The 5,611-nt window shown below is 40.6% G+C and carries 2 protein-coding genes; one reads left to right on the forward strand and one right to left on the reverse strand.

What is annotated here, in order from left to right:
• Positions 1–44: 44 nt before the first annotated feature.
• Positions 45–2,180 (reverse strand): glycoside hydrolase family 97 protein, encoded by a 2,136-nt coding sequence (locus OQ5_RS0103880; protein WP_026055100.1) that lies wholly within the window; start codon positions 2,178–2,180, stop codon positions 45–47.
• 1,024 nt (positions 2,181–3,204) lie between these two features.
• Between OQ5_RS0103880 and OQ5_RS0103895 the strand changes: the two genes are divergently transcribed.
• Complete coding sequence (locus OQ5_RS0103895; RefSeq protein ID WP_016776242.1) at positions 3,205–5,439, forward strand: glycosyltransferase family 4 protein; 2,235 nt, start codon at positions 3,205–3,207, stop codon at positions 5,437–5,439.
• The last annotated feature ends 172 nt before the right edge of the window (positions 5,440–5,611 follow it).

Consider the following 5,611-nt stretch of genomic DNA (forward strand, 5'->3'; position numbering starts at 1 on the left):
TTCCAGTAGTGACGAACCCTGGAAGGGGAAACAATCCGTTAATATTAAAGTTTTTTCAATCCTTTTGTCTCCTTTTTATCTTTCACTTCGAAAAGACTAATGGCATATCCTCCGCCTGGTGCACATTTTTGTGACAGTCCGGATTTGCTTGTCACAACATATTTTCGGATATCATAAGCTTTTGGGTTCTTTTTGTAGTGGGCATTCTTTTTATCACAGTAAATGGTAGCAACATACTTTTTGCCGGGTTCCAGAAAATCGAAGGAGATATTTGAAACCCTGGGCTCCTCGTCGTTCGTGCGACCAACAAACCAGTTGCCGGTACCTTTTTCCTTCCGTGCATAAGTGATGTAATCGCCCGGTTCAGCTTCCAGAACTTTTGTGTCATCCCAGTCTACCGGGACATCCTTGATAAACTGAAAGGCATCAAGATATTTATTGTAAGTTTCCGGCAAGTCGGCTGCCATTTGCAACGGGCTGTACATGGTAACATATAATGCCAGTTGGCGGGCAATAGTGGTATTCACCCACGAATTATTATCGGGATTGTATTTACTAACATCGTTCTCAAAAATCCCGGGAGTATAATCCATGGGACCGCCAATAAGACGGGTGAAAGGCAGAATGGTGGTGTGATCGGGATTACTCCCGCCGAAGGCTTCATATTCTGTTCCGCGAGCCGATTCATTGGCAATCAGGTTGGGGTAGGTACGGCAAAGACCTGTAGGTCGGACCGCTTCATGGGCATTGACCATGATATTGTGCTCCGCCGCCTTTTTTACTGCATACAGGTAGTGATTGACCATCCACTGACCATAGTGATATTCTCCGCGCGGAATAATATCGCCCACATATCCGCTCTTTACCGAGTTATAATTGTTATCAACCATAAACTGATAAGCTTCATCCATGTGGCGCTCATAGTTTCGTACCGAACTGGAGGTCTCGTGGTGCATCATCAGTTTCACGCCTTTACTTTTAGCATAATCGCGCAACTCATCCACATCAAAATCGGGATAAGGGGTCAGAAAGTCGAACACATAATCCTTGGATTTTCCGAACCAGTCTTCCCAGCCAATGTTCCAGCCTTCAACTAAAACCTGATCGAAACCATGTTCCGCAGCAAAATCAATATACTCTTTTACATGCTCTGTGTTGGCAGCATGGCGTCCATTTGGTTCCACTTTAGTATAATCGGTCTCTCCCAGTTTCACTGAGGGCAAATCGGCATAGGCCCACGAACTTTTGCCGGTAATCATTTCCCACCAAACACCAACATATTTTACAGGTTTTATCCATGACACATCGTTATAGGCGCAAGGCTCATTCAAATTCAGGGTAATATTGGACAGCAGAATATCCTTAGCATCTCTGCCGGCTATTACAGTACGCCATGGAGTATGCGTTGGCGCCTGCATATAGGCCATATTTCCGATAGCGTCAGGGGTCAAATGTGCTTCAAATACCATGTTTTCATCATCAAGCTCCAGATGCATACATGAATATTTTACCAAAGCAGCCTCATGAAGATTGATGTAAAGACCATCGTCAGTTTTCATCATCAGAGCTGTCTGCACGCCGGTTTCCGAAAAAGGTGTTTGAGAAGCATTGGGTGTAATGGCACCCTCCATAAGATTACGAATTTCGGAAAGACGCGACGTGGTATAGTCATACTCCTGCGTGTCATAATCCCCCGGTATCCAAAAAGCAGTATGGTTGCCGGTCATGGCAAACTCGGTCTTCTCATCGGTTACAACAAAATAGGTCAGATTATCCTGTTCGGGAAACTCATAACGAAACCCAAGTCCGTCGTTGAACAACCTGAAGCGTATCACCATTATCCGTTGAGTCTCTTCCTGCTCCAGCGTAACCGCGAGTTCGTTATAGTGGTTTCGGATCTCTTTGAATTCGCCCCACACGGGCTCCCAGGTTTCATCGAACGCACTCTCCTCTACTTTGATGAGTTTAAATCCACCGGTCAGCGGCTCCAGCCTTTTAATTTCCAATCCCAGACGGCTTTCTGCAATAACAGGCTGTCCGTCCAGATCAAGCTTATAAACAGGAACACCTTCTTTTACTTCGACCTGAAGTCGAAAACTACCGTCAGGCGAACGTAGCTCTGTTGCTTGTGCCCACACGGCCAGAAAAGAAATGACCATAAAAACTACTATTTTTCTCATAACGTAAAATATTTGAGATAATTCATAAAACTCTTTTCCCGATTAAACCATAAAGATCAATCGGTTTCCAGAATTACTCAAAGATACCTAAATTGACAGTATATGAAGCATGTGCATGTAATGCGGGAAGGCATGTCTTTGCAGTCGACATTACACAAAAAGATTGTAATTCAACACTGTAACAATAAAGGCAACTTGCTACTTTTATTGCAAAAAGATTCGAAAAAGAAAAATTAGCTTCTCTGCAAAGGTTTGCGAAAAAATGTATTCCAGTAAAAAACAGAACAGCATAACCAATCTCCTGGCAAGGTTAAAGAACAAAAAAGGCGATACCCTTGAAAATATATGAATAATGTAAGTTAAAACATTAATATTATAACTCCTTATCCGGTAAATTACAATACCTTTAGCTCCTGACAAAATAATAGAGATGCTCAAAAAATCGAAATTGAAAAATCATGTTTATCACCAGGGTTAATGCATATATAAAAACCCCAAACATAGAAGTGTTTGTCTGTAAACTCGCAAAAAATTTCACAATATGTGTGTCTGTTCAGAAAGTGCCAATTGCGAGGCTTGCGAAGCCGCCAAAAACGGAGTTTACTAATCGTAAATGAGTATTTTGGCGGCAAGCGTAACGAAGCAGGTGGTACTCTATGGACAGACACTAATTAGTGCGTGTCTATAAACTCGAATAAATTTTTACAATATGTGTGTCTGTTCAGAAAGCGTCATTTACAAGGCTTGCGAAGTCCGGAAATACGGAGTTTACTTATCGTAAATGAGTAATTTTCGGACGAACGTAACACAGGAAATGGCACTTTATGGACAGACACTAATTATATCAACAACTTAGACTGATTTTATTCGAATGAAACGAGCATGGAGCATTGATTTCTCCCTCGGCTCCGTCGCTTTGTTTACAAAGAAATCCGCCACAACTTGTCCCGACCGCATTGGGGGAAAGGGCATCCTGAAAGTCGCAAGCTCCTTTCGGATAATGACTTAATTAAATTTTATACGAATGAAAATTGCTTTTATAGGAACATATCCACCAAGAGAATGTGGTATTGGAACGTTTACCAATAACCTGTATAATTCCGTTATCATTAACAACACGGAAAAAGGGTATTCAAATGATGGCTTTGTTGTTGCATTAAACGACTTTAACAATAAATATGAATATCCCGAAGAGGTAAAACTGACAATCAGGCAGGAACATCAGGAAGATTATATACAGGCTGTTAAGTTCATCAATCATAGTGGAGCTGAAGTTTGTATTCTTGAACATGAATTTGGCATATTTGGCGGACAAAACGGAGTGTATATACTGCCACTGTTGCACTGGCTGGAAATACCACTAATTGTTACACTACATACAATATTAAAGACACCATCCTATAATGAGAAAGCCGTTTTGCAGGAGATATGTAAAATGGCTAACAAAATTGTTGTGATGAGCCATAAGGCCATTGATTTTTTAGTAAATATTTATGACGTTCCGGAAGATAAAATTGCGTTTATAGACCATGGTGTTCCAGACCTGCAATTCAGTGCCGAAAAATCAAAAAAAGAATTTAAACTCGAAAATAAAAAGGTTCTTACAACATTTGGTTTCATCGGCCGCAACAAAGGCATTGAAACGGTAATCAAAGCTTTGCCAAAAGTGGTTGAAAAGCATCCCGATTTGATTTATATGATACTGGGTAAAACCCATCCCAATGTATTGAGGCATTCGGGTGAAGAATACCGCATCTACTTAATGCGCTTGGTAAAAACACTTCAATTGGATAAGAACGTATACTTTTTAAATGAATATTTAGATGTAAAAGATTTGTTTAAATATCTGTCGGCCACCGATATATACATAACACCCTATTTAAACGAGGCTCAAATTACCAGTGGCACACTTTCATACGCCATTGGCGTTGGGGCGGCGGTGGTCTCAACACCTTACTGGCATGCTGCTGAATTACTGGCCAACGGAAGAGGAAGACTCTTTAACTTCGGCGATTCAGATGAGTTGAGTTCAGTATTGACTGAACTATTGGACAACCCTCCCGAACTCAACAAACTTAAAAACAAAGCCGGCGAATACGGTAAAAAAATAACATGGCCAAAAACTGGCGAAAAATACATTGCCACTGCTGAACAAGCCATTATGCAAGGCACTGAAAAACCAGAAAAAAAAGATACCATATTAGATTTACTTATCCTGCCACCATTTTCTTTAGGTCATATAAACAGGCTCACTGATGATACCGGTATAATCCAACATGCTAAGTTCGGCATTCCAAATTTAAAAGAAGGCTATTGTCTTGATGATAATGCACGGGCCTTGCTAATGGTGTTGATGGCATACCGGCAAATTAAGGATGTTCGCTCCCTTGAATTATCACCCGTATATTTAAGCTACATCCACTATATGCAAAATAAGGATGGTACATTCAGAAATTTTTTGAGCTTTAGCAGAAATTATCTGGATGAGATTGGTTCAGAAGATTCTTTCGGACGCACCATCTGGGCACTTGGATACTTATTGGGTAACGCACCAAATGATGCTTATTACCAGACCGGCCGCTTGCTGTTCTTTAACGCAGCACCCAATTTCGAAAAATTAAACTCCATAAGAAGTATTGCGAACACCATGATTGGAATATGTTATTATCTTAAAACCAACCCGGCTGATGATTCCATGACAGAAAGGCTCAGAAATATGGCCCACCTGCTGATTAAACAATTCGAAGAAAACCAATCTGATGATTGGCAATGGTTCGAATCACTACTGGCCTATGATAACGGCATATTGCCATTAGCACTGCTGCACTCGGCAGAAATCCTCAACGAAGAGAAAGTGCTGGAAGTAGCACTTAAATCTATGCAGTTTCTTACCGAGCATACGCTTAAGGAAAATTACCTGTCCATTATAGGGAACGAAAAATGGTACAAAAAGGATGGTGAGCGTTCCGTATTTGCTCAACAACCAATTGATGCCATGTCCATGGTTTTAATGTATCATCAGGCTTTCCATGTTACCAAAGACAAAGAATACCTGAACAAACTATACACATCATTTTTGTGGTTTCTGGGTGAAAACGATCTTAGATTGAGTTTGTACGATTTTGAAACCAAAGGGTGCTGTGACGGCTTTGAAAGCTATGGGGTAAACCGGAATCAGGGAGCTGAAAGTTCATTGGCTTATTTAATCTCTCATTTAACGGTTTTGCAGGCGTATGAAGAATTTCACGAGAACAATTAACTACTAAAAACTTCCAGATGTTTAACGGAGTATTGCCGGATAATATCTTTCTTTAATCCTTTGCCCAAAATGTCAGGATTATCTTCCTTTGTAACTTTTTCCTTTGAAAGTCTGAAAATGTTTTCAAATACTTTACAACAACCTAACCTGGACAAGCCAGAACCAAACAAAT

The organism is Anaerophaga thermohalophila str. Valhall (assembly GCF_000250735.1).
Lineage (GTDB): Bacteria > Bacteroidota > Bacteroidia > Bacteroidales > Marinilabiliaceae > Anaerophaga > Anaerophaga thermohalophila_A.

Bases quoted from the DNA above. Each gene is read 5' to 3' on its own strand.
- OQ5_RS0103895 (WP_016776242.1), top strand. From the start codon at position 3,205: ATGAAAATTGCTTTTATAGGAACATATCCACCAAGAGAATGTGGTATT.
- OQ5_RS0103880 (WP_026055100.1), bottom strand. From the start codon at position 2,180: ATGAGAAAAATAGTAGTTTTTATGGTCATTTCTTTTCTGGCCGTGTGG.